The following is a 23423-nucleotide window of genomic DNA, read 5'->3' as shown; positions in this document are numbered from 1 at the left end:
GACCCTAGGAGCCACACATGTCCGGTTCGGTGCACTACCTCTACGGCGACGGGGACATCGAGCTGGGCGCCGGCCGCGCGACCCTCGAGGTGCGCGTGACCAACACCGGCGACCGCGCCGTCCAGGTGGGTTCGCACTATCACTTCTTCGAGGCCAACCGGGAGCTGCGCTTCGACCGGATCGCGGCGTACGGGCGGCACCTGGCGATCGGCGCGGGGCTCGCGGTGCGCTTCGAACCGGGCCAGACGCGGACGGTGCGACTGGTCGACTTCGCGGGCGAGCGCGTGTGCCACGGGTTCTCCGGGTTGGTCGACGGCCCGCTCGACGACCCGGCCGTGCGCGAGCGCGCGCTGGAGCGGATGGTCGCCGGGGGGTTCCTGCACAGCGGCGGGGGCGGCGACAGCCCTGACAACAACGACGACGACGAGGTCGCGCCCGCCCCGGACGCTGTGCCCGCAGCCGAGGGCCCGCCGACCGTGCTCCCGCGCGCCACCTATACCGATATCTACGGACCCACGGTCGGCGACCGACTTCAGTTGGCCGACACCGACCTGGTGATCGAGATCGTCACCGACCACAACGCGGTGACCACCGACGGCAGCAGCGGCTACGGCGACGAGGCCGTCTACGGCGGCGGCAAGGCGATCCGCGACGGGATGGCGCAGGACCCGGCGGGCACGCGGGCGTCGGGCGCGTTGGACCTGGTGATCACGGGCGCGATCATCGTCGACGCGGTGCTCGGTGTGGTCAAGGGCGACATCGGTGTGCGCGACGGGCGGATCGTGGCCGTGGGCAAGGCAGGCAACCCGCACCTGCAGGACGGGGTGCATCCGGAACTGGTGATCGGGCCCGGCACCGAGGTGGTGGCGGGTGAGCACAAGATCGTCACCGCCGGCGGCGTGGACACCCACATCCACTACATCGCGCCACAGCAGGTCGAGGAAGCCTTGAGCAACGGCGTGACCACCCTGTTCGGCGGCGGCACCGGCCCCGCCGAGGGCACCAAGGGCACCACCTGCACGCCGGGCGCGTGGAACATCGGGCGGATGCTGCAGGCCGCCGACGGGCTGCCGGTGAACATCGGGGTGCTGGGCAAGGGCAACACGTCGCAGCCGGAGTCGGCGGTCGAGCAGATCGTGGCCGGCGCGGCGGGGCTGAAGATCCACGAGGACTGGGGCACCACGCCTGCGGCGATCCGCTGCGTGCAGGAGGTCGCGGACTCCTACGACGTGCAGGTCGCGATCCACACCGACACCCTCAACGAGTCGGGCTTCTACGAGGACACGCGTGCCGCGTTCGGCGATTCCACCATCCACACGTTCCACTCCGAGGGCGCAGGCGGCGGCCACGCCCCCGACATCCTGCGGGTGTGCGGCGAGCCCAACGTCCTGCCCGCCTCGACCAACCCGACGCTGCCGTACACCGTGAACTCGGTGGACGAACTGCTGGACATGGTCATGGTGTGCCACCACCTGTCGCACGACATCCCGGAGGACGTGAGCTTCGCCGACTCCCGGGTGCGCGCCGAGACGATCGCCGCCGAGACCGTCCTGCACGACGAGGGGATCATCTCGATCTTCTCCTCGGACTCGCAGGCCATGGGCCGGATCGGGGAGTCGTGGCAGCGCGCGTTCCAGACCGCCCACCATTGCCGCGTCGAGCGGGGTCCGCTGCCGGAGGACAGCGACCGCAACGACAACGCGCGCGTCCTGCGCTACGTCGCCAAGATGACCATCAACCCCGCCATCGCCGCGGGCATCGCCGACCACCTCGGCTCGATCGAACCCGGCAAGCTCGCCGATCTCGTGTTGTGGCCGGTCGACTCGTTTGCCGCCAAGCCGTCGTTGATCATCAAGGGCGGGATGATCGTGTGGGCGCCGATGGGCGATCCCAACGCGTCGCTGCCCACGCCGCAGCCGGTGATCTACCGCCCGATGTTCGGCGCGTACGGCGGGGCGCTGCAGTCCACGCGGGTGACGTTCCTGTCCGCCGCCGCGATCGAGGCGGGCGTGCCCGAACAGCTGGGCCTGACCTCGCCGTGCCTTTCCGTGCGTGGCTGCCGGGGGATCGGCAAGAAGGACATGGTCCGCAACGACCGCTGCCCGGTCATCGAGGTGGATCCCGAGACCTACGTGGTGACCGTCGACGGCGAGGTGGCCACCATCGCCCCCGCCACCACGTTGCCGCTGGCCCAGCTCCACTACCTCGCGTGATGACCGACCACGACGACCACGACGACCACGACGACGAGGGCCGCCGCGTCCCGGATGGTGTGCCGGATGCGGGTCGTGCCGAACTGGCGACTCTGCTGTTAGCGCTGCAGTTCACCGACTCCTCGTTCCCCTCGGGCATGTACACGCTCTCGCACGGGCTCGAGGGGCTCCGGCAGTTGGGCGCTGTGGAGGGCGGCGCTGTCAAGGGCGGCGCCGGGGCCGGGGCGCGGTCCGTGGCCGAGGCCGTGCACGGGATCCTGCGGTATTCCGCCGGCCCGGCCGAGGCGACCGCGCTGGCCCTCGCCTGGGCGGCGACCCACGAGCTCGCCCCGCCGCCGGCCGCCAATCCTGCTTGCACTGACACTGACACTGACACTGCCGCCCTGCTCGCAGCGCTGACCCGCGTCGACCGGCGGCTGCACGCCACCCGACTGACCCGCGAGTTCCGCGACGGCGCCACCCGCACCGGAAAGCAGGTCCTCGACCTCGCCGCCGAACTCCTCGACGACCCGGTGGTGTCCGCATGGAACGACCACGTCCGGGCCCGCCTCTCGCCGGGATCGCAGTCGGTCGTCATGGGCGTGGTCTATGCCCGCGGGGGGCTGAGCCAGCGGGAGGCCGTGGCCGCGGACCTCACCGCGTTGGTCATCAGCCTGTCCGGCGCCGCGCTGCGACTGCGACTGGCCGATCACCGCACCGCGCAGGCGCTGGTGCGCGGGGCGGCTCCGGTGATCGCCGAGGTCGCCGACGCTGCGGTGGGCCGGTCGCTGGAGGAACTCGGCGGGTTCGCGCCAGTGCTGGACCTGGCGTCCTGCCACCACGAACGCGCCGACGCCCGGCTGTTCGCCTCGTGACCCGGCCTCCACCCTCCTGACCGGAGTACCTGCGTACCCGGTAGCGCTCTGACCTGGGGTGCCCTGAACGTGCGATGCAGGGCACCCCAGGTCAGGGCGGATCCCGCCGAGGGCAGGGCCGCGCTGCGTACGCCGCGCAACACTGCCGAAACACGGCTGCGTTAGCGTCTCGTCCATGGCAGAGGCACAGCAGGTGTTGCGGATCGGGATCGGTGGGCCGGTGGGCTCAGGCAAGACCGCTCTCATCGAGGCGCTGGTCCCAGAGTTGATCGCCCGGGGACGCACCCCGGCCGTCATCACCAACGACATCTACACGCAGGAGGACGCCGAGCACGTCCGCCGCACCCTGGCCGGAGTCCTCGATCCCGCCCGGGTGGTGGGCGTGGAGACAGGCTCGTGCCCGCACACCGCCGTGCGCGACGACCCCACCATGAACCTCGCGGTGGGGGCGGAGATGCTCGAGGACCACCCGGACGTCGACACCCTCATCTACGAGTCCGGCGGCGACAATCTCACCCTGACGTTCTCGCCGGCACTGGTCGACCTGTTCGTCTTCGTCCTGGACACCGCCGAAGGCGAGAAGATGCCCCGCAAGCGCGGGCCCGGCATCACCGAGTGCGACCTGCTGGTGATCAACAAGATCGACATCGCCCAGTACGTGCGCTGCGATCTGGGAATCATGTCCTCGGACGCTGACCGCGTCCGCTCGGGCAAGCCCGTCGCGCTCACCGACTGCCTCTCCGGGACCGGCATCGCCGAGGTGCTCGACTACTTCGAGTCCCGCCGGGTGGAACTGCTGCCCGCACGGTGAGCGACCGGCTGACCCGGGCCGCCGACCCGGGGTTCGTGTGGCCCGCCGTCGCCGCCGGACCGCAGTCCGGGCCCGGCGCGCTGCCCGTCGGCTCGCCCGGCAAGGTCGGCGTGCTGGACCTGGCCTTCCGCCGGGACGGCCGCGGCCGCACGGTACTGGCCGAACGGTTCCAGAAGTCCCCGCTGCAGGTGATGCGGCCGCTGTACATCGACCCGGTGCTGCGCCAGATGCCGACGGTGTACGTGATGTCGACCGGCGGCGGGATCGTCGGCGGCGACCGGCTCGACATGGACGTCCGGGTGTCCGCCGGCGCGCACGCACTGGTCACCACCCAGGCCGCGAACCGCGTGCACCGGATGGACGTCGGCTACGCCACGCAGGACGTCGCCCTGACGCTGGGCGCGGGCGCGGTGTGCGAGTGGCTGCCGGACCCGCTCATCCCGTACGGCGGCAGCCGGTTCCAGCAGCGGCTGCGGGCCGAGGTGCCCGACGACGCCGTGCTCATCGCCGCCGACGTCCTCACCGCCGGACGCGTGGCCCGCGGGGAGAGCTGGGACGTGGACGCCTACGTCTCGGCCGTGGAGATCTCCCGCCCCGACGGCACCCTGCTCGCCGTGGACACCACCCACATCACCCGCGACGAGGCCGGCCACCCGCTGGTCACAGGAGACGCCGACGCGATCGGGACCCTGTTCGTCGTGGCGCCCGGCCCGGCGGAGGAGCTCGCGGCGGTCATGCGCGACGCGGCCGAGGCGATCGGGTCCGCGACCCCGAACTCGGATGGCCTTGATGCGGCGGTGCGGTGCGGGGTGAGCACCCTGCCCGACGGCTGCGGCGCCTGGCTGCGGGTGCTCGGCCGCGGGCAGGAGAACGTGGAGGCAGCGGTGCGCGCGGTCTGGTCCGCCGCGCGAGTCCATCTCCTCGGTGCGCCGGCGCCGGACCTGCGCAAGAGCTGAGAGCCGGGCCGGCCCCGAGAGACGACGGCCGCCGCCCAGCCCGCCGACGCCCAGTCCATCGGGGTATGCGCCCTCTATGGACCGTTCCGCCAGCACATCCCGCGCGTGTGCGTACAAAGAAGCATCGCAAGCCGGAGCGAACGCGTAACCCCGGGCGCAGGAGCGGCGTGCGGGCTCAGCCGGCCGCGCCCGCGCACTTGTATCGCGGGGTGGACGAGAAACACAGCGTTCACACAACGCCGGTAGAGGCAACGGTGGCGAAACACCGGCGACTCAGCTGACTCACATCATGTCCTTACCTTTATCCACATCGCGCTTCGAGCCCCGCAGCCCGCGGGAGCACTCGACAGCCGGTCAGTGAAGGTCAGGTCAACCACGTGAACTCCACCTCCATCTCCTCTGGGAAGACAGCTCGCGCGAGCCAGACGCCGCGCTCGATCCGCACCCGGCGTGCACTGGCCACCGCCGGCCTCGTGATCCTGGGTGCGGGTGCGCTCACCGCCTGCGGAAGCCGGACCGGCGACACCGCCGCGGCCGCCGCCGAGTCCTGCGTGGACACCTCCGGCGACACGATCAAGGTGGGCTCGCTGCACTCGCTGTCCGGGACGATGGCCATCTCCGAGAAGACCGTGCGTGACTCGGTGGCGCTGGCGATCGAGCAGATCAACGCCGAGGGCGGGGTGCTGGGCAAGCAGATCGAACCCGTCGTGGAGGACGGCGCTTCCGACCCGGCCGTGTTCGCGGAGAAGGCGCAGAAGCTCATCACCAGCGACTGCGTCGCCGCGATCTTCGGCGGTTGGACCTCGTCCTCCCGCAAGGCGATGCTGCCCGTGGTCGAGGACGCCAACGCGCTGCTCTACTACCCGGTGCAGTACGAGGGCCTCGAGGCGTCGGAGAACATCTTCTACACCGGCGCCACCACCAACCAGCAGATCGTCCCCGCCCTGGAGTACCTCAAGGAGCAGGGCGTGGAGTCCATGTACCTCGTGGGCTCGGACTACGTCTTCCCGCAGACCGCCAACCGCGTCATCAAGGCGTGGGCCGAGGCCAACGAGGTCGAGATCCTCGGCGAGGACTACACCCCGCTCGGCTCGACCGACTTCTCCACCATCGTCAACAAGGTGCGCACCGCCAACCCGGACGCCGTGTTCAACACGCTCAACGGCGACTCCAACGTGGCGTTCTTCCGCGAGTACTCCAACGCCGGCCTGTCCGCCGAGGACACCCCGGTGGTGAGCGTGTCGATCGCCGAGGAGGAGGTCCAGGGCATCGGCGCCGCGAACATCGACGGCCAGCTGACCTCGTGGAACTACTACCAGACGATCGACTCGCCGGAGAACACCGCGTTCGTCGACGCGTTCAAGGCGAAGTACGGCGCGAACCGCGTCACCTCCGATCCGATGGAAGCCGCGTACACGTCGGTCTACCTGTGGAAGAACACGGTCGAGAAGGCGGACTCCTTCGCCGTCGACGCCATCCAGGACGCCGCCGACGGCGTCAGCTTCGACGCCCCCGAGGGCACCGTCACCATCAACGGCGAGAACAACCACATCTCCAAGACCGCCATCGTCGGCGAGATCCGCCCCGACGGCCTGATCTACGAGGTGTGGAGCTCCGGCGAGGCCATCGAGCCCGACCCGTTCCTCGAGACCTACGACTGGGCCGGCGACCTGTCCGGGAACTGACGCCCACCCGACCAGCCCCGCCCACCCCGCCCGACCCACCCCGCTCCCGGCCCGTCAGTCGGGAGCGGGGGAGGGGAAGGCGGGACCCGGAGAAAGGAGCCGATGTGGACATCCTCATCGGACAACTCGCGACCGGATTGAGCATCGGCTCCATCCTCCTGCTCGCCGCCCTCGGCCTGAGCCTGACGTTCGGCCAGATGGGCGTCATCAACATGGCCCACGGCGAGTTCATCATGGCCGGCTGCTACACCGCCTACGTCGTCCAGCAGATCACCGCCGCCTCTGGGATGAGCCTGCTGTTGTCCCTGGTCCTGGGTTTCGTCGTCGGCGGCCTGCTCGGCGTGCTGCTCGAGGTGACGCTCATCAGGCGCCTCTACGCCCGTCCGCTCGACACCCTGCTCGTGACGTTCGGTGTGGGCCTGGTCCTGCAGCAGATCGCCCGCGACATCTGGGGCGCCCCGGCCGTCAACGTGGCGGTCCCGGAGTTCCTGCGCGGCAGCGTCGAACTGCTCGGTGCGTCGGTGCCTCTGACTCGCGTGTTCATCTTCGTCCTGGCGATCACCTGCGTCGCCGCGGTCATGGCCGCGATGAAGTTCACGCCCATGGGCCGCTGCATCCGGGCGGTCACGCTCAACCGTGACCTCGCCGAGTCGTCGGGCATCAGCTCCCGCCGCACCGACATCACCACGTTCTTCATCGGCTCCGGCCTGGCCGGCGTCGCCGGGGTGGCGCTCACGCTCATAGGCTCGACCAGCCCCACGATCGGCCAGTCGTATCTCATCGACGCGTTCCTCGTGGTGGTCGTGGGTGGTCTCGGCCAGCTGCGGGGCGCCGTGATCGCGGCGTTCGCGCTCGGGGTCCTGCACTCGTTCTTCGAGTACTCCACCACCGCGTCGGTGGCCAAGGTGCTCGTCTTTGTCGCCATCATCATCTTCCTGCAGGTGCGCCCGCAGGGCCTGTTCGCCGTCAAGACCAGGAGCCTGGCATGACCAAGACCATCTCCGTCACCCGAGCGGCTGGCGGCGCCGACTCCGCCGACTCCGCTGCCACCACCGCCCCCGATCCCGCGGCCTCGCCGCCCCGGCGCACCCGCGCCCGACGCCTGCTCACCGGCGACGCCGAGCGGCCACGGTGGATGTTCTGGGCCGCGCTCGCGGTGGCCGCGCTGATCATCTTCGGTCTCGCGCCCGCGCTGCTGAGCGACTTCCGGCTGAGCCTGCTGGCCAAATTCTTCTGCTACGCGATCGTCGCCAGTGGCATCGGTCTGGCGTGGGGGCGCGGCGGCATGCTGACCCTCGGCCAGGGCGTGTACTTCGGCGTGGGCGCCTACGCGATGGCGATGTTCCTCAAGATCTCCGACGCCCGCGACCGCGGAGGCGCCGACGCGCTGCCCGACTTCATGCAGATCGCCGGGATGCGCGAGATGCCCGGGTACTGGGTGCCGTTCGCCTCGCCCGGGTTCACGCTCGCGGTGATCCTGCTGGTCCCGCCGCTGCTGGCGTTCGGGTTCGGCTACCTGGTGTTCAACCGCAAAGTCAAGGGCGCCTACTTCGCGATCCTCTCGCAGGCCCTGGCGGCGGCCGCCGCGATCTTCCTCGTGAGCCGGCCGGAGCTGGGCGGGTCCAACGGGCTCAACCGCTTCACCGGGTTCTTCGGGTTCGCGCTGTCCGACCCGGCCAACCGGCGGATGCTGTACTTCCTCGCCGGCGGCGCGCTGCTCCTCGTGGTGCTGCTGGTGCGCCAGCTCATGAATTCCCGGTTCGGCGAGTTGCTCGTGGCCGTCCGTGACCAGGAGGAGCGCGTGCGGTTCCTCGGCTACGACCCGGCGATGGTCAAGTCGTTCGCCTACGCCGTGGCCGCGTTCGCCGCGGGGCTCGCCGGGGCACTGTTCGTGCCGATCGTGGGGATCATCTCGCCGTCGGCGATCGGTATCGCACCCTCGATCGCGTTCCTCATCGGCGTCGCGATCGGCGGCCGCGCGACCCTGCTCGGCCCGGTGCTCGGCGCGATCGGTGTGGCCTGGGCGCAGACCGCGTTCTCCGAGGCCTACCCGTCGCAGTGGACCTACCTGCAGGGCATCTTGTTCATCGTGGTGGTGGGGTTCCTGCCCGGCGGCCTGGCGTCGCTGTTCGTGATGCGACGTCGGCGCGCCAAGGGCCAGGAGCCGACCACGACGACCACGACGACCACGACGACGACGAACTCCGCCACCTCCGACCGGCCCGCCACCACCGGCACCGCCGAACCTGAACCCGATTCGACGGCGTCAGGCGCCGCTTCCCCCGAGGAGTCCCGATGACCCCGTCCACCGCCTTCGGCATCGGTGCCGCGCTGTCGGCCGGCACCCTGACCGGCGCCGAGATCGGCCTGCCCGGCTCCGGCGCCCGCAAGAACGCCCGCACTCGCTCCGGTGAAGGAGGCGCAGGCACCTACCTCGAGGTCCGCGACCTGACGGTGACGTTCGACGGCTTCAAGGCCGTGGACGGTGTCGATCTCACCCTGATCCAGGGCGACCTGCGCTTCCTCATTGGCCCGAACGGCGCCGGCAAGACGACCGTCGTCGACGCGATCACCGGGCTCGTGCCCGCCACCGGCACCGTCGACAAGTCCGGCCAGCCGGTGCTGGGGCTCAAGACGCACAAGATCGCCAAGATGGGCATCGGCCGCACGTTCCAGACGGCGTCGGTGTTCGAGGACCTCACCGTGGAGCAGAACCTCGACATCGCCGCCGGCGCCCGCCGCGGCCCGCTCACCCTGCTGCGGCGCCGCCACGGCCGGGAGGACAAGGTGACCGAGGCGCTGGAGACCATCGGGCTCGAGCACCTGGCCGGCACCAAAGCCGGGGTGCTGGCGCACGGGCAGAAGCAGTGGCTGGAGATCGGCATGCTGCTGGTGCAGGACTCCGACGTCATGCTGCTCGACGAGCCCGTCGCCGGCATGGGCGCCGAGGAGCGGCAGGCCACCGGGGAACTGCTGCAGCGGATCGCCGCCGACCGCACCGTCGTGGTGGTGGAGCACGACATGGACTTCATGCGCGCGTTCGCCACCACCGTCACCGTCCTGGCCGCCGGCAAGGTGCTCGCCGAGGGCACCGTCGCCGAGATCCAGGCCGACCCCAAGGTGCAGCAGGTCTACCTGGGCACCGCCGCCGAGACCGGCACCGAGCTGGCAGACGAGACCGAGGAGACCCCACGATGACCGCACTGCTCAAGATGACCGGCGTCCGCGCGGGCTACGGCGGCTCGGAGGTCGTCCACGGTGTCGACCTCGAGGTCCCGGCCGGGGGAGTGGCCGCGATCCTCGGCCACAACGGTGCCGGCAAGACGACCCTGCTGCGGACCGCGGTGGGACTGTTGCCCTGTAAGGGCGGGACGATCGAGTTCGACGGCGAGGACATCACCTCCCTGCGTCCGCACGCGCGGGTGGCCCGCGGGATCGGCTACGTCCCGCAGGGTCAGCAGTCGTTCACCCAGCTCACGACGGCCGAGAACCTCCAGGTGGTCGCCGACGGGCGCAAGCGCGGCAAGGCGCTGATCGACGAGTCGCTGGACCTCTTTCCGGCGCTCAAGGAGCTGCTCGACCGCAAGGCCGGCCTGCTCTCCGGCGGCCAGCGGCAGCAGTTGGCGATCGCCCGGACGCTCATCACCGAACCGCGGATGCTGGTGCTGGACGAACCCACGGAGGGCATCCAACCCAACGTCGTCGCGGAGATCGAGCGCATCATCGTGGACCTGGCCTCCCGCGGTGACCTGTCTGTCCTGCTCGTTGAGCAGCACGTGGGATTCTCGCTACGCGCCTCGGACGTCTACTACGTCATGGAGTCCGGGCGGATCTCGCACTCCGGTGCCTCCGACGACGCCGCCGCCCACGAGGTCTCGGCGGCGCTGGCGATCTGAGTCCGCCCTCGCGCGCCCGCGACGGTGCCCGGGACCGGGCCGACACAGCCCGGAAACTGCTCTGACCTGCGGTGCCCTGCAACCCCGTTCCAGGGCACCGCAGGTCAGCGGCCTGCGAGACCCGAGCAGCCGTTGCTCTAGTACCGCAATGGTGCGCCTTTGCTAGCGAATGTTTAGAATCTCTAGCGTCGCCCTGGATGTGAACAGGGTTCCCCTCACTGCCGACCGATAAACGGGCGGCCGTTCCATTGGCTCGAGAGGAATGCCATGGTTCTACCCCTCATCCCCCTTGCACTGATGGGCGCCGGCGCTGTCAGCGGAATGGGCGGAGCCGCTCTCGGTCTCAAGGGCGGGCTCGGAATCAAGAATGCGAGAGAATCGATCCGTGTGGCGATCGAAGAGTACGAGGCAGAACGCGCCGAGTTGGAGAAGCTAGGGGATCGGACCAACACCGCCCTGGTTGAGCTTGGGGGTCGGCAGCAGCGCGCTCTGTCGCTGGTAGTTGAGCGATTTGCAGAGTTCATGCGCCGCAACGAGAAGCAGATCAAGGAGAGCGAGAAGCTGCTCCTGGACGGTCTCGACGTGACCATCGGCCAGGTGTCGATCGGTACCGGTCTCGACCAACAATCGATGGCTTGGGTCGGAGGATTAGCCGGGTCGGCTGTTGCGGGCATGGCAGCCAGCAGCGGGGTCACATCGGCAGTTACGGCGTTTGCCAGTGCTAGCACCGGGACCGCTATTTCGTCGCTGTCCGGTGTCGCAGCCACCAACGCCACGATGGCGGCCCTGGGGGGTGGAAGCCTCGCTGCCGGGGGTGGGGGCATGGCGGCAGGAGCCCTCGCGCTGAACTTCGTCACGATCGGGCCGGCACTCTTGGTGAGCGGTGTTGTCGTCAATGGGCAAGGAGGAAAGGCAAAGGCAAAGGCTCGAGCCAGCGAAGCGCAGGTTGCCGAGGCTATTGCTGAAATGAACGTGGCCAGGGCAGAGTTCGAGGCGATCATGTCGAGGGCGACTGAGCTGGGGGATGTGCTCGATGCCCTGGTGGATCGCGCAGTTGCGGCTCTCGACTTACTCGAGGCGGAAGACTTCGATCCGCAGAAGCACGCCGCCCCTTTCCAGGATGCGCTGCACCTGACTCTGGGCGTGCGCGACGTAGCGTCAGCTGCCCTGGTCGACAAACACGGTCACCTGGACGAAGAGTCGGCTAGGTTTGCCGTGAAATACAAGACGTGGGTGAAGGAGTCGAGCGCGTGAGTTCAAAACCGATACCGGGCGAGGTCGTCGGGAAAGTCATCGGCTCGATCGAAAACTTGGACGCCTTGAAAGCTCTGGATGCGGTGGTTGCCGCGGCGCGCGAATACGGCGAGATCAGTCAAGTCGAACAGTCGCGGCGGGCAGCGATCGCCGCAGCGGAGGCGGTACAGATCCGCAGGCTGCAGGCTGCAGAAAACACGCTCCGGATGTACTTTGACCGGGTTTTCGAGGAACGTCGCGAGACCAATCGGGCGATGTTCGAGCGCCTCGACCAGGCGATGGAGACGGGCGATCCGCGCTTGGTTCAAACAGTCGTGGGCGGAATCGTCGAGCTCGCGCAGTCATCTCCCCTGTCGGAGCTCGAGGACTTCGGGAAGTTCTGGTCGGACTTCGGTACCGACGAGAACCCGCTTGAGCTCTAACCGCCGCTGACCTGGGGTGCCCTGCACGGCCCGTGCAGGGCACCCCAGGTCTGGGTCGGGCCGGCGCACCTCTCGCCCCCGCACCTCACGCCCGACGCACCTCATGCCCCCCGCAATTCCGCCAAGCGCAGCGCCAGCCGCAGCTCGAGCGCCCGGTCGCCGCGTCGCCACCCGGCGCCCAGCACCGTGTCCAGCCGGTCGAGCCGCTGGTACACGGTGTTGACGTGCACGAACAGTCGCTCGGCGGTGGCGGAGGGGCTGCCGTCGGCGGCGAACCACGCGTCGAGGGTGTCGAGCAGCGAGGTGCCGCGGGTGCGGTCGAAGTCGCGCACCGGGCCGAGGTTGCGCTCGATGAACTGGGTGACGAACTCGCGGTCGACCTCGCTGAACAGCAGCCCGTACAGCCCCAGTTCCTCGGTGGCGGCGCCGTCGCCGGCCCGGTCGAGCGCGAGGAGCAGGCGGGCGGCGCGTCCGGCCCGTTCGACGTGGTCGCCCACCTCCGCGAGCCCGGCCACCCCCGCGATGGGTCCGGCGGCGCCGACGGTCGCCCAGTGGGCGGCGAGGCGGGCGGCGACGTCGCGGGCGGTGGCGCCGGCGTCGGTGCCGGGCAGCAGCATCACGCCGCGGTCGCCGTAGGTGGTGACCAGCCCGTCGTCGGCGCGGGCGAGGGAGCGGCACTCGGTCTCCAGCGCGCGCGTCATCCGGGCGCCATCGGGCGTGATCACCAGCGCCACGAGGTCGGCGTCCACGTCCACCCCGAGCAGGGCGGCTCGTCGGGCGATGGCGTCGAGGTCGTGGTCGCCGGGGGCCAGGACCTCGGCCAGTAGCTCGCCGCGGACGCGGTTGTCGGCCTCGTCGCGCGCGCGGTGCCCCAGCAGGATCAGCGCGATCACCGAGCTCACGCGCGCCAGGACGGGCCGGATGGCGGGCACGGAGCCGCGGCTGGCGAACGTGACGTACCCGAGGTGGTCGGGCCCGGTGACGACAGGGGTGACGACGACGAGGTGGCCGTCCACAGACCGGGTGACCGCACTGGTCGATCGCTCGGATTCCGTGCCGACCTCGGCCAACACCTGCCGCAGCAGGTCGGCGGGCGGTCCCTCGGGGGAGCGGGCAGAGCCGATATCCCGGTGAGCGAGGTCGAACACGGCGGCGGTGCCGCCCTCGAGGTCCACCACGAGGTCGACGATCTCGGGGACGGTGGTGCCGGCGATGACCAGCTGGGTGAGCCGTTCGTGCAGGTCGACGGTGGCGGACAGGCGCGCGGTCTCGGCGTGGGCGATGTCGAGGGCGTCGCGGGTGGAGTCGAGGTCGCGTTGGCGGCGGGAGGCGCGTTCGGCGGCGGTGAGGGCGGCGGAGACCTGGTCGGCCAGCAGGGCGACGAGGGTGATCTCGTCCTGGGAGAAGGCGCGTTCGCGCCGGTCGGAGGTGAACAATGTCCCGGTGAGCCGGCCGTGGGTGCGCACGGGGACGCCGAGGATCGCCTTGACGCCCTCGTCGCGGATGATCGGGTCGATGACGTGGGTGTATTGCTCGTCGGCCAGGTAGTTGCGGGTCCAGCGGGGTGCCATGGCCTCGGCGACCTGCCCGCCCAGGCCGAGGCCCATGCCCAGGCGGATGGTGTCGAACCGGGGACTGGTGGCGCCCTCGGCCATCCGCATGTAGGTGTCGCCGCGCTCGGGGTCGAGCAGCATGACGTACGCCAGGTCGGTGCCCACGAGTTGGCGGGCCCGGCGGATGGCGATGTGCAGCACGGCGTCCTCGTCCTCCGCCGAGGCGAGCTCGGCGGAGGCGTCGAGGATGTCGCGCAGCCCGAGGGCGAGGTCGACGGCCATGGCTCGAGCGGGGTTCAGCGGCCGGTGAACTGCGCCTTGCCGGGGCCCGAGTCCATGAACGACTGCATGCCGATCTCGCGGTCCTCGGTGGCAAAGAGTCCGGCGAACAGGGCGCGCTCGATGGCCAGGCCGGTGTCGAGGTCCACCTCGATACCGCGGTCGACGGCCTCCTTGACGGCCCGCAGCGCGATGCGGGGTCCGCCGACGAACTGCCGGGCCCATTCGAGGGCGCGGGCGGTGGCCTGCCCGTCCGGCACGACCTCCTCGACCGCGCGCAGCTCGAGGGCCTCGGCGGCGGTGAGCGTGCGGCCGGTGAGGCACAGGTCCTTGGCCACGGCCGGGCCGACGAGCCGGGTGAGGCGCTGCGTGCCGCCGGCGCCGGGGATGATGCCGAGCAGGATCTCGGGTTGGCCGAGCTTGGCCTTGTCCTCGGCGATGCGCCGGTCGCAGCACAGGGCCAGTTCCATGCCACCGCCCAGGGCCGCGCCGGTGATGGCGGCGACGGTGGGCTGGGGGATCGCGGCGACGGCCGTGAACGCGGACTGCAGCTCGCGGGCCTCGGCGACCATCCGGGCATACGGCATGTTCCGCATCTCCTTGATGTCGGCACCGGCGGCGAAGACGCGCTCGCTGCCGGTGAACACCACGGCGTCGACGTCGTCGCGGCCGGAGACTTCGCCGGCCACCGCGCGGAGTTCCTCCTGCATCGCGCGGGACAGGGCGTTGACCGGCGGTCGGCCCAGGGTGACCAGCGCGATGCCGTCGGTGACCTCGAGGGTGAGGAACTCGTAGGTGGTGGAGGGGGATGGAGATTCAGACATGGGCACACTCCGAAGCTAGGGGGAATCTCCATTGTATGTGGTCCAAGCCACTCCTACGGTTCAGGGCATGCGAGACGACGTGAACGAGATCACAGAGCGGCGCCCGTGGAGTCCGCCACTGCGGCCCGAGGGCTTCCACTGGGAGATCCCGGAACGATTCAACATCGGCGCCGCGTGCATGGACGCCCATCCGCAGGGGGCACCCGCGATCGTGGTGGACCGCGGGGACGACCCACCGGAGATCACCACCTTCGGCGAACTCGGTGAGCGCGCCCGCCGGCTCATCACGTTCCTGCGGGAGCGCGGGGTCGGCGAGGGTGACCGCGTCGCCGTGATGTGCGCGCAGTCCGCCGAGACCGCCGTGGCGCACATGGCCGCGTACCTCATGGGCGCCATCGCGGTGCCGCTGTCGGTGAAGTTCGGTCCCGAGGCGGCGCTGTTCCGCATGGGCGACTCCGGAGCGGTCGCGGCCGTGTTCGACGCCGACTGCTACGCCCGCCTGGCCGACGAACTCGCCGAGCTGCCCGAGTTGCGCACCGTGCTCGTCACCGGCGATGCGGTTCCGGCCCCGGGTGGGAGCACCGGCGCGCTCACCGTGCTGCCGCTCGCGGTGGCGGAGGAGGCCGACGTTGCCGTCGTCGTCGCGGACACCGGACCCGACGACCCCGCGCTGCTCATCTACACCTCCGGGACCACCGGCCAGCCCAAGGGCGCGCTGCACGGGCACCGGGTCGTACTGGGCCACATGCCCGGCGTGGTCCGCGCGCTAGACGGGTTCCCGCGCGGCGCCGCAGCAGGCGAGCCCGGAGAGTCAGGCGAGTCCGGTGACGTGTTCTGGACGCCCGCGGACTGGGCGTGGGCCGGCGGGCTGCTCGACGTGCTGCTGCCCAGCCTCTACAGCGGGGTGCCCGTGGTCGCCTCCACCCGGCGGCCCAGCCCGGAGACCGTCGAGCACATCCTCCGTCGACACGGCGTGACCTGCTCATTCCTGCCGCCGACCATCCTCAAGATGATGCGCGCCTCCGACGTGGACTACTCGCGCACCGGGCTGCGGGCCGCGTTCTCCGGCGGCGAGGCGCTCGGCGAGGCCGTCGCCGAGTGGGCGCGCGAGGCACTGGGTGTGCGGGTCAACGAGATCTACGGCCAGACCGAGTGCAATCTCATCGTGGGCACGTGCCACGCCGAGTTCTCGACTCCGCCCGGCTCGATGGGCCGCCCGACCCCCGGGTTCGACCTCGTGCTGCTCGACAGCCTTGGCGAGCACCTCGGCGAGCCGGTCGCGGCGGGGGAGGTCGGCGAGATCTGCGTGAAACTACCCAGCCCGAACGCCTTCCTGCGTTACTGGAACGCGCCCGAGAAGACCGCGGAGAAGACCGCCGACGGCGTCCTGCACACCGGGGACCTCGCCAGGGTCGACGACGAGGGGAACTTCTGGTTCTCCGGCCGCAACGACGACCTCATCTCGTCGGCCGGCTACCGCGTGGGCCCCGGCGAGATCGAGGACCAGATCCTGCGCCACCCGTCCGTCGAGATGGTGGCTGTGATCGGCGTGCCCGATGAGCTGCGCGGAGAGGCGATCGTCGCGTACGTCGTCCCCGCGGAGGGAGTCGACCGCACCGCCGAGCACACCGCCGACCTCGCCGCCGAGATCCAGGCCTTCGTCAAACAGCGCCTGGCCTTCTACCAGTACCCGCGGGAGGTCGTCTTCCTCGACGAACTCCCCACCACCAACACCGGCAAGATCCGCCGCGCGCAGCTGCGCGCTCATCATCCAGCGCACTCCGTGACACCCACTGAAGAGGACACGAAATGAACAATCCCGTAGTGATAGGCGTGGTCATCGTCTATTTCGTGCTCATGTTCGCCATCGGCGCCTGGGCCAACACCAAGATGAAGTCGGCCAAGGAATTCCTCGTGGCCGGCCAGTCGCTGGGCTTCTTCGTGATGGCCATCGCCAGCTTCTCGTCCATCCAGTCCGGCTGGGGCATGGTCGGCGGCACCGGGCAGACGTACGCGTGGGGCTTCCAGGCACTCATCGCCGTCGGACTGTTCGCGCCGTTCGGCTTCGCCGTCGCCTGGTTCCTCCTCGGTAGCCGCCTGAACTGGATCGGCAAGAAGCACAGCGTCTACTCGGTGCCCGACCTCATCCGCATCCGCTTCCAGGACCGCACCTCCCACGCCACCATGTCGGTCGCGGTGTTCATCGCCTCGGTCGCCTACATGACGGCGCAGGTCACCGCGATCGGCGTGATCATCTCCCTGCTGCTGGGCACCTCCGTGGCGACCAGCGCGTGGATCGGCTCGCTCGTCGTGGCCGCCTACACGATGGCCGGCGGCATGCTCGCGGCCGTGTGGACCGACCTCATCCAGGGCGTGCTCATGGTGGTCATGTCCGTCGGACTGTTCTTCTTCGCCGTCCAGATGGCCGGTGGCTGGGTGCCCATGCTCGACACCATCTCCACCACCAGCGCCGAGATGCTGGCGATCGAGGGCGTGAAGTCGCCCACCTACATCTTCGCCTTCGGCCTGCTGATCTTCGTCGGTGCTGTGGGGCAGCCGCAGCTGCTCACCAAGTTCCTCATGCTCCGTGACATGACGCAGCTCAAGTGGGGCGCCGCGGTCGCCGGCATCGCCTACGCGGTGACCACCCTGTTCTCGGTCGGCATCGGCCTGGCCACCCGCTCGATGACCATCACCGGCGACGCCCCCGAACTGGAGAACATCGACGACACCGCCATCTGGTTCCTCGACTCGGTCACGCACCCGATCGTCGGCGGCATCGCCCTCACCGGCCTGCTCGCCGCGATCATGTCCTCGGCCTCCAGCTTCATCACCATCGGCGCCTCGTCGATGATGCGCGACCTGCCCGCCGCGTTCGGCATCCGCGTGGTCCGTGAACTGCTGTGGAGCCGGATCTCCACGCTGACGCTGGTCGTGCTCTCGGTACTGCTCACCCTGTTCCTGTCGCAGGTGGTGTTCCTGCTCGGCGCGCTGGGCTGGGCCGCGTTCGCCGCGGCGATCGTCGGCCCGGTGGTCATGTCGATCTACTGGGAGCGCGCCACCGCGACGGCCGCCACCGTGACCGTCGTCTTTGCGATCCTCGGCAACCTCATCATCAGCTCCCTGGCCGCCCGCGACATCATCTCGCTGCCGGAGTACATGCAGGTCGGCGGCATCTCGCTGCTCGTGTCGATCCTGCTGTTCTACGTGGTCTCGCTCGTCACCTCCAACCGCCACCCCGACGCGACCCTGGCGTTCCTCTACGGCGGCCCGGGCACCGGCACCGACCGTCCGCTCGCCGGCTCGACCGCCACGGCACCCTCCTCCAGCTCGGCTCCCGCGACCAGCCCGGCTGCCCCGTCCACCGAAAGGCCCGACCATGTCTGATCTCGCCGCACTCGACCGCGCCGGCGTACCCATGCCCGAGCACAAGCGGGCCGGCACCCTGATCCACGTGTTCGTCGGCGTAGCCGCCTTCGCACTGCTCGGCATGATCTTCGACGTGTGGCAGATGGTGTTCCTCGCCGTCCCGCTGTTCGCCGTGACCACCATGCTGCTGGGCTCACTGCGCTCCAACGGCACCTGGGACAAGGCCTCCTCGATGGCGATCGTGGCCTATTGCGCGGGCCTGGCCGTGCTGGTGCTCTGGTCGGTCCTCGCCGAAGCCGGCGATTCCACCCTGTGGGGCCTGTCGATGGCGATGGGCGTGATCGTCTACTTCGTCTGGCCCTACACGGCCGTCGGCGCGGGTCTGCTGTACGCGTTCGTCTTCGACCGCACGATCGACGAGAAGCGGCTGGCGGCGGTCGCCGGCTGACCGCCTCGCCCCCCATAACGAACGCTCGCCTCGGCACTCGCCGGGGCGAGCGTTCATGTGTGGGGGCGGGCACCTCACCGTGGGCTGCGCGAAGCCATCGGGGTAGTACGACGACGACAACGGCCGCCACCGCCCCCGCACGCAGTCGCTCGCTCCGGCCGAACCGGTAGCGTCGGCAGGCCACGGGAGTGAACGCGACCTCGCGCCCGGCGGCGCAGAGCGTTACCGTGAGTGCGGAGTCGGAGGTGGGTATGGCGGCGGAAGAGCAAGAGATCATCGGCCAGGCTCGCCTGAAGGATCCCACAACACTCGTGGACCTACTGACCGATGACGACGGCGATGACACTGAGCTCGAGCCAGGCCGACTCGGCCTCACGAGGCGTACCGCTGACCTGTAGCAGCGGCACTCGTCACAGCTGTCCGAGCAGCTCCTTCCACACCGGCCGCCAGTAGGCGATCGCCTCGGCCGAGTCGAGCTTGGTGTGCGCCAGCCCCACGCTGGCCTTGCCGCCGGCCTTGTCGCTGAAGTTGATCGCCACGCGTGTGCCGTCGGCCAGCGGGACCCGCCAGTAGCGCCACTTCTCCGACCGCGTCACCGACGCCTCGCCGTCCACCGGGATCCCGCCGAACTCCTCGCGCCCGGCGACGAGCTCGATCCACGCCTGCAGTGCTGAGTCCTTGTCTCCCGTGACGGTCCGCGAGGTGGAGAGCTGGAAGTCGCCGTCGCAGGACTGCCCCGGGACGCGCAGGCCGGCGTGCTGCTCGTAGGCGATGGCCGTGCCCTGGGCCCACCACTCGGCCCGTTCCACCGACCCGGGCATGTGCTCGAGCGTCAGCTGGGCGATCGCGGTGTGGTTCTTCTCCCGCGCCCCGGCCTGCTCGAGCAGTTCGACCCACTCGTCCCACGGGCGGCCGGTTGCGGAGGCGATGGCAGCGGTGTTGGACGGCTTGACCATGTCCTCATCGTGCCGCACCGCCGGGCCCGCGGTCGCCGATCCACGCCTCTGTGCGGCGTCCCACAACTGATAGCCGCGCTGACCTGCGGTGCCCTGCAGCCCCCGTTCAGGGCGTCGCAGGTCAGGGGGCTGTGGTAACGACGACGAGGTCCGCCTCCGCCACGCCGAGCCCTCGCGGGTTGAGCCGATTCGGGCTGAGCCGAACCGGCTGGGTACGCCGTGGATGCACGGGAAGCCTCGCGCTGCGGTCCGGACCGGACGATCATCGGGGGCACGCGTAGGAGGGAGGAGGAGCGGCATGGACATCGAAAGAGTTGATGAGCCGCAACGGGCCGTCACACGTCACAATGCCTATGAGCGGAACGAGACCGAGGCGCAGCGCATCGACCGCAACTGGATCGAGTTGCTGCAGGAGCTGCGCATCGTCCAGACCGGCGGGCAGGTGCTCACCGGTTTCCTACTGGTGGTGCCGTTCCAGGACCGGTTCGCCGACCTCGGCACCGGCGCCCGCGCGCTCTACCTGGTGATCCTCTCGCTCACCCTGGCCTCGACGGTGCTCCTGCTGGCGCCGGTGATGATCCACCGGGCGGTGTTCCGCTCTCACCGCAAGGACCGCGTGCTGCGAGTCTCCTCGCTCCTCGCGCGGGTCGGGTTGGCGATCCTCTCGCTGGCCCTGGTCGGTCTGGTGGCGCTCATCGTCACGGTGGTCCTGGGCGCGGGCTGGGGGAGTGCGGCCGGGGCGGTGATGGCGCTCTTCGTCGTCGTCATGCTGGTCGTCATCCCCGCCCACCTACGCCGCCACGCGGCCACCCCGTACGCCGCCAACTGAGCGCCGCCACCTGACCGCCGAGCCCCGCCGCTCCGGGCCCCGCAGCTCCGGGCCCGGCGGGGGTTCCCGACCTCCGCGCCCTGCGCTGGTGGTGCAGGGCACCGCGGGCCACGGAGCCGGTGCGAGGACCTCCTCGCTATCTCTCACCGGACTATCAGCGCCCGGCAGGGGAGATTCCTCCATAAGCGCGCTCACACTTGACGCAGCGGGCCGGGGGCCGCCCGGTCCACCGAGTGGGGAGGTGCACCATGGGGTCGGAAGTGTTGTTCTACTGGTGGGATCGGTTTCTGTGGAGCATAGGGGCGTTCCTGAGGGGGTCGATCGGGTTCCCGCCCATCCTCGTGCCGCTGGAGCCGCGGTTGGTGGCCTGACCCGTGGGAGGTCGTGGATGACGACCGTGCCATCGCGGTCACGGTTGAGGCGTCGATGAGGACGACGGCCACGACGGCCACGACGACGACGCCAGTGACGCCAATGTCGTCGACGACGACAACACCGCCGCCCCCGATCCGTCCGCCGCGACCGACGGCACGGAACCGGCCGGGTCGGAGGTGACACGAGAGGCGAGCCCGGCACCGGAGGAGAGCTGCTCTCCCCGGTGCCGGGCTCGCGACTGCGCCGCGCCGTCGTGATCTGAACCGACGGATGTACTTCGTCAGTTGACCGGCACGCTCGTCGGCAGTTCTCGGACTCGCTCGGCCGGGTCACCGCCCTTGGCGTCCGGGCCGGCAGCGAGCGGAGCCACCCGTGCGGCAGGGGCGGAGGCGACCTGGTTGGCGGGCTCGTCGAGCTGGAAGCGCGACCGCAGCGCGACTGACCCGCTGGCGGGGATCGACCGGGACCAGTTGATCCCCATGCCGTTGTCGTGTTGCCCCGTTTCAAAGGTGTCCGAGTAGGAGCCACCGGACCTGGCCACATCCCAGATCGTCGAGAAGTGGGACTCCTGCCGCAGCGCGCCTCCGCTGAGGTCGGTCAACGCGATCCGACGGCCGCTGGCATCGTTGCAGGAGACCGACCGGCTGTAGACCGAACCGGTTCCGTAGTCGCTGCGCCCGAGGTAGCAGTCCATCGCCCGGTAGACCTTCACATCCTTGGCCACGCCACTGGTGTTCCTCACCGTGATGTCGGTCTGATAGCCGGGGTTGCCGTCCACGAAGTAGTCGACCTGGTCGATTTCGATGCCGGTCGCCCCGGCTCGGACGGTGGTGCGGATGACCATGGGATCGGAAGCGGTCGCCGACCCCGTGATGGTTTGGCTCAGCGGCGTCCAGACTTCACCGAATGAACCGCTGGCCGGGACGGACGGACCGAAGGAGCGCCCGTCGACGTAGGCGATGGTCGCGCACGCCCCCGGGCCGAAGTAGACGCTCCGGCCGTCGGTGGGGGATTGGACGTCGCAGTTGAGGCCCGCACCCACGACGAGGTTGGTGATGGCGCCATCACGGAAACCCGGGGGCGGCGTGGTCGTGGTGGTGGGGGTGGTGGTGGAGGTTCCGGTGGTGCGGGTCGTGGTGGTACTGGTCGAGCCGCACTCCACGAGCAGGGACAGGAATCCGACCCGGGCCAGGACGACGTCAACAGACCACTCGAACACCCACATCAGCGAGGCGGACACGCTGGCTGCCAACCGGACGGAAGCGCTGAGTTCCAGACAGTCGCGGTTGTTGAGTGCGACGGAGAGCTCAGGTCCGACGGACACCCCCGCCGAGGCTTCGCTGAGCCCGATGTCCGCGCTCAGCCGTGCCTTCAGGCCGAAGAAGATGCTGGCATCCACATCCCCGTCACCGGTCAGCTCGTTGTGCGTGTTCTCCGAGCGGGAGATCGCTCGGGTCCGCCCGCCGGAGATCTCCACACCGTCCGCGCGGGTGGCCCTGGTCGTGGCGGTGAGGGATGCGCGTGCGCCCATCTCCATCTCGAGAACCGGCCCCGTCTTGAGGCCGAGTGGACCGGCGATCGGCAGGAACGCGGCCGGCATGTTCCGCTCGGGCAGTTCGCACTCGATCGCCGCGTTGACCCCCATCGAGAACGAGGCCGATTGGGTGTAGCGCATGACGATCTTGAGGTACTCGTCCTTGGGGTTGAACACCACTTGGGCGGTCATCTCAGCGAGCGTCACGGCGAAGTCGAGGTCCACCGGGCTGGCCGCGTCGCACTCGAGGAGGGACGGTAGGGCCCGGTAGGGCAGCGACGCGCCGGAACGGCTCTGCATCCGTCCTGTCGGTCCGGCGCCGGCGCCACCGACGGTGGAGACGGCGTCCTCGAGGCTGACGGTGGTGTTGATGGAGAACTCGTCGTAGGCGTCTTCGATGCCGATGGGTTCCGTGAACACCTGGAGGAGGCCGCTGGGCAGAGTGGTGACGCCGGTGACCCGGCCGATGACACCCGTCGGCGACCCCGGCGCCACATCCACGACGAAGGGCTCCCCGACGGCGGGAAGGTCATCCTGATCGGGGGCGAGGACGGTGGTCTGGTCCTCTCCGGTGGCACCCGTGACCCCCATGACCGTCCCCGGGTCGGCCACGGTGGTATCGGCACTGGGCACGATGCGGTGCGGCACCGGTCGCCCGTTCGGCCAGAGTGGGGTGGCATCGGGATCGACGAGCTCGATCCCGGCGGGTTCGGGATCGTCCGATGAGCCGAGCGAACCGCCGCCACTACCGCTGCCCGGATCAACGGAGTTCGAACCGATGGAGCCTGAGTCCTGACCTCCTGCGACCGGTGTTCCGGCGGCGGTGACCAGAACGACCGCCGTCACGGCGACAGCGGATGCTCGGAGGATCGCCCGGACCGGGCGTCTGGTTGTGCTCATGGTGGATTCCCCTCGGTCGGGCGGTGGCCGCCGAAGGCAGCCTGACGGTGCCGACGTTAAGCGCGTTCACATACAGCGAGGAGGTCATTGCGGGCCGCGGGTGCGGGCACGCTGTGAGCCGAGTGTTCAGAGGGAGCAGTGAGGTTGGTGGGTCGACAAAAGGTGGCGTTTGTGCAGCTCAGGAGGGTGTGTTCTACGATCGGACGATTTTGCGCCTACCACGGCCACCGCAACGCCGATGCAGACCACAGTCCGCCTTGAGCTC

At 69.9% G+C, this 23423-nt stretch carries 19 protein-coding genes; 15 read left to right on the top strand and 4 right to left on the bottom strand.

The annotated features are described in order from the left end of the window. Nucleotides 1–17: 17 nt before the first annotated feature. From ureC to VZF99_RS12725, 11 genes are all read left to right on the top strand, one after another. Nucleotides 18–2213, top strand: coding sequence for an urease subunit alpha (ureC, locus tag VZF99_RS12775; protein WP_407334968.1), 2196 nt, complete (start codon nucleotides 18–20; stop codon nucleotides 2211–2213). Next, on the top strand, nucleotides 2213–3067 hold the full coding sequence (locus VZF99_RS12770) for an urease accessory protein UreF (RefSeq protein ID WP_407336131.1): 855 nt from the start codon (nucleotides 2213–2215) through the stop codon (nucleotides 3065–3067). Before ureC ends, VZF99_RS12770 begins: the two co-directional genes overlap by 1 nt. A 175-nt stretch (nucleotides 3068–3242) precedes the next feature. Next, nucleotides 3243–3878, top strand: a complete 636-nt coding sequence (ureG, locus tag VZF99_RS12765; protein WP_061228858.1) for an urease accessory protein UreG — start codon at nucleotides 3243–3245, stop codon at nucleotides 3876–3878. Then, complete coding sequence (locus VZF99_RS12760; RefSeq protein WP_407334967.1) at nucleotides 3875–4834, top strand: urease accessory protein UreD; 960 nt, start codon at nucleotides 3875–3877, stop codon at nucleotides 4832–4834. The genes ureG and VZF99_RS12760 overlap by 4 nt, the downstream gene beginning before the upstream one ends. A 437-nt stretch (nucleotides 4835–5271) precedes the next feature. Continuing rightward, entirely contained in the window at nucleotides 5272–6519 is a 1248-nt protein-coding gene (gene urtA / locus VZF99_RS12755) for an urea ABC transporter substrate-binding protein (RefSeq protein WP_407336130.1), read from the top strand. 104 nt (nucleotides 6520–6623) lie between these two features. Further along, nucleotides 6624–7508 (top strand): urea ABC transporter permease subunit UrtB, encoded by an 885-nt coding sequence (gene urtB, locus VZF99_RS12750; protein ID WP_407334966.1) that lies wholly within the window; start codon nucleotides 6624–6626, stop codon nucleotides 7506–7508. A 146-nt stretch (nucleotides 7509–7654) separates the two neighbouring features. Beyond that, complete coding sequence (gene urtC, locus VZF99_RS12745; protein WP_407336129.1) at nucleotides 7655–8818, top strand: urea ABC transporter permease subunit UrtC; 1164 nt, start codon at nucleotides 7655–7657, stop codon at nucleotides 8816–8818. Beyond that, nucleotides 8815–9717 carry an urea ABC transporter ATP-binding protein UrtD gene (urtD, locus tag VZF99_RS12740; RefSeq protein ID WP_407334965.1) on the top strand — a complete coding sequence of 301 codons (903 nt, stop codon included), beginning with the start codon at nucleotides 8815–8817 and terminating at the stop codon, nucleotides 9715–9717. Before urtC ends, urtD begins: the two co-directional genes overlap by 4 nt. After that, nucleotides 9714–10415, top strand: coding sequence for an urea ABC transporter ATP-binding subunit UrtE (urtE, locus tag VZF99_RS12735; RefSeq protein WP_407334963.1), 702 nt, complete (start codon nucleotides 9714–9716; stop codon nucleotides 10413–10415). Before urtD ends, urtE begins: the two co-directional genes overlap by 4 nt. A gap of 387 nt (nucleotides 10416–10802) precedes the next feature. Next, nucleotides 10803–11669 (top strand): hypothetical protein, encoded by an 867-nt coding sequence (locus VZF99_RS12730; RefSeq protein WP_244200867.1) that lies wholly within the window; start codon nucleotides 10803–10805, stop codon nucleotides 11667–11669. Beyond that, on the top strand, nucleotides 11666–12091 hold the full coding sequence (locus VZF99_RS12725; protein WP_120286015.1) for a hypothetical protein: 426 nt from the start codon (nucleotides 11666–11668) through the stop codon (nucleotides 12089–12091). The genes VZF99_RS12730 and VZF99_RS12725 overlap by 4 nt, the downstream gene beginning before the upstream one ends. Nucleotides 12092–12192: 101 nt before the next feature. Here the strand turns inward: VZF99_RS12725 and VZF99_RS12720 are convergent, their stop codons facing one another. Next, the gene (locus VZF99_RS12720; protein WP_407334962.1) at nucleotides 12193–13926 is read right to left on the bottom strand and encodes a helix-turn-helix domain-containing protein; all 1734 of its coding nucleotides are present in this window, start codon (nucleotides 13924–13926) and stop codon (nucleotides 12193–12195) included. 14 nt (nucleotides 13927–13940) lie between these two features. Next, nucleotides 13941–14747: an enoyl-CoA hydratase/isomerase family protein gene (locus tag VZF99_RS12715; protein ID WP_407334961.1), complete on the bottom strand. Its 807-nt coding sequence runs from the start codon at nucleotides 14745–14747 to the stop codon at nucleotides 13941–13943. A 67-nt stretch (nucleotides 14748–14814) separates the two neighbouring features. Here VZF99_RS12715 and VZF99_RS12710 point away from each other — a divergent pair, with 67 nt between their 5' ends. Genes VZF99_RS12710 through VZF99_RS12700 form a run of 3 tightly spaced genes read left to right on the top strand, consistent with a single transcriptional unit; the run spans nucleotide 14815 to nucleotide 18564 of the window. Further along, complete coding sequence (locus VZF99_RS12710; RefSeq protein ID WP_407334960.1) at nucleotides 14815–16560, top strand: AMP-binding protein; 1746 nt, start codon at nucleotides 14815–14817, stop codon at nucleotides 16558–16560. Beyond that, nucleotides 16557–18134: a sodium:solute symporter family transporter gene (locus tag VZF99_RS12705; protein WP_407334959.1), complete on the top strand. Its 1578-nt coding sequence runs from the start codon at nucleotides 16557–16559 to the stop codon at nucleotides 18132–18134. The genes VZF99_RS12710 and VZF99_RS12705 overlap by 4 nt, the downstream gene beginning before the upstream one ends. Then, nucleotides 18127–18564, top strand: a complete 438-nt coding sequence (locus VZF99_RS12700; RefSeq protein ID WP_061229458.1) for a hypothetical protein — start codon at nucleotides 18127–18129, stop codon at nucleotides 18562–18564. The genes VZF99_RS12705 and VZF99_RS12700 overlap by 8 nt, the downstream gene beginning before the upstream one ends. 410 nt (nucleotides 18565–18974) lie before the next feature. Here the strand turns inward: VZF99_RS12700 and VZF99_RS12695 are convergent, their stop codons facing one another. Next, nucleotides 18975–19520 carry a hypothetical protein gene (locus VZF99_RS12695; RefSeq protein WP_407334958.1) on the bottom strand — a complete coding sequence of 182 codons (546 nt, stop codon included), beginning with the start codon at nucleotides 19518–19520 and terminating at the stop codon, nucleotides 18975–18977. 298 nt (nucleotides 19521–19818) lie between these two features. Between VZF99_RS12695 and VZF99_RS12690 the strand changes: the two genes are divergently transcribed. Further along, nucleotides 19819–20349 carry a DUF6328 family protein gene (locus tag VZF99_RS12690; RefSeq protein WP_407334957.1) on the top strand — a complete coding sequence of 177 codons (531 nt, stop codon included), beginning with the start codon at nucleotides 19819–19821 and terminating at the stop codon, nucleotides 20347–20349. A gap of 655 nt (nucleotides 20350–21004) precedes the next feature. Here VZF99_RS12690 and VZF99_RS12685 read toward each other — a convergent pair. Further along, a complete protein-coding gene (locus VZF99_RS12685; protein WP_407334956.1) occupies nucleotides 21005–23158 on the bottom strand; it encodes a hypothetical protein in 2154 nt (717 codons plus the stop codon). Nucleotides 23159–23423 lie beyond the last annotated feature (265 nt).

The sequence above is a fragment of the Dietzia kunjamensis genome, assembly GCF_045689975.1.
Classification (GTDB): domain Bacteria; phylum Actinomycetota; class Actinomycetes; order Mycobacteriales; family Mycobacteriaceae; genus Dietzia; species Dietzia kunjamensis.
Note: the sequence above shows the minus strand (reverse complement) of the source record. Positions and strands in the feature narration are given on the sequence as shown.